1 protein-coding gene is annotated in these 1,484 nt (G+C 68.1%); it reads right to left on the bottom strand.

Annotated features, from left to right (window positions below; translation table 11 throughout):
- Positions 1 to 1,421, bottom strand: a 1,421-nt coding sequence (locus tag ACIPY2_RS21800) for a DUF222 domain-containing protein (protein ID WP_400268493.1), incomplete at its 3' end; no start/stop codon positions are given.
- Between the last annotated feature and the right edge of the window lie 63 nt (positions 1,422 to 1,484).

Here is a 1,484-nt window from a genome sequence, read left to right on the forward strand (position 1 = left end):
GTGAAGGTCCCGGTTCCGGTTCCGGTGCCGGGTGGGGGTGTTTGTGGTTCCTGGCTGGTGGGTGTGGTGGTGAGTTGGTTGTAGAGGTCGCGGTGGTCGATGGTGACGGTGACTTGGGGTTTGAGTCCGCCGTTGGCGGGGAGTTCGCCGGTTTTGAGGGCGATTTGGCAGCCGGTGACGAGGCCGTCGAGGAGTTTCTGGGCGCGGGAGCGGCGGTCCAGGTCCGGGAGTGAGGGGGCGCGTTCTGCGTTCCCGCTGGTGGGTGTGTTGCGCTGCGGCGCGCCGTTGTCGTTGTCGCTATCGCCGTGGTTATCGCTGTTATCTGTGCCTCCGTGGGTGAGGCGGGGGTTGGTGGCGGTGTTCATGAGGGTGGTGAGGGTTTCGTATTGTTCGTCGGTGGCGAAGATTTCGATGTGGTGCAGGCCGCGTCGGGGTTTGCGGAGGAAGGCTCCTTGGAGGGTGCGGAGTTCTTCTTCGCTGGGTTCGGGTCCGTCTTGGTCGATGTGGTCGATCCAGCGTCGGGCAGTTTTGGCCAGGAAGTCGGGGTCTGTTTCGGTGGCGGCGCGGGTGAGGGTGTGTTCCATGGTGGTCAGGGTCTCGGGGTGGGCGATGCGCGCGACGGTGTCCAGGGCGTTGGTGATGATCGTGGCTGAGATGGAGGGCAGGTGCGTGTTGGTCAGGGCGTGGGCGAGGTGTTCGTAGCGGGGCAGGGTGGGTTGGCCGGTGGGGGTGGTTCCGGGCAGCAGCAGCGCCGCTTGGGTCAGGCGGCGTCGGGCTTCGCGGATCCCGATCCGGAGCCTGGCGCGCAGGAACTCCGCGGCGTTGCGGTACCCGTCATCGAGGATGGAACCGTCCGCCGGTCCCTGCGGGGTGGTGGTCTGGGCTCGCGTTGAGGGTGCTGGGCGGGTGGTGGGTTCGGTCCAGCCGGTCCGCCATCCGGGGGTGCTGGTTTTGGGGGCGTGTTTGGCTTGTTCGCGGGTGCGTTCGATGGCGTGGGCGGCGAGGATTTGGAGGTAGCCGATGGTGCGGGCGAGGTCCTCGACGCGGCCGGCGAAGTCCGAAGCTTCCCAGGCGTTGAACAATGCCGCGGCTTCAGGGGCCGACTCCCGCAGCCCCTCCAGCACGGCCGCGCTGTCTTCCAACGCCCCGGCAACCCCGCCGGGACTGCCGTCCCCACGAGGGGCCCGGGAAAGATGCGCGGGTTCGTCGTTCGCCCCCAAGGCAGGCAGCGCAGCCCCGGGGCCGGGGACCGCAGCGGTGAGCACCGCCGTCGTACAGTCCACGGGCACGGCACCTGACGAAACGGCCGCCGTGGAAGGCCCGGCCCCCAGCGAAACCGCGCCACGTGCCCGGGCAACGGGCACGGCACCAGCACCGGACACTCCTGCCCGCTCCGCTATCACCTGCCCGCCAAATCCCATGAATCAACCCTGTCACGCCAGCCAACGCCCGTAACCCAACAAACACCCCTATGTGGAAAACCC

The organism is Paenarthrobacter sp. NPDC089675 (assembly GCF_044749185.1).
In the GTDB taxonomy this organism is placed as follows: domain Bacteria; phylum Actinomycetota; class Actinomycetes; order Actinomycetales; family Micrococcaceae; genus Arthrobacter.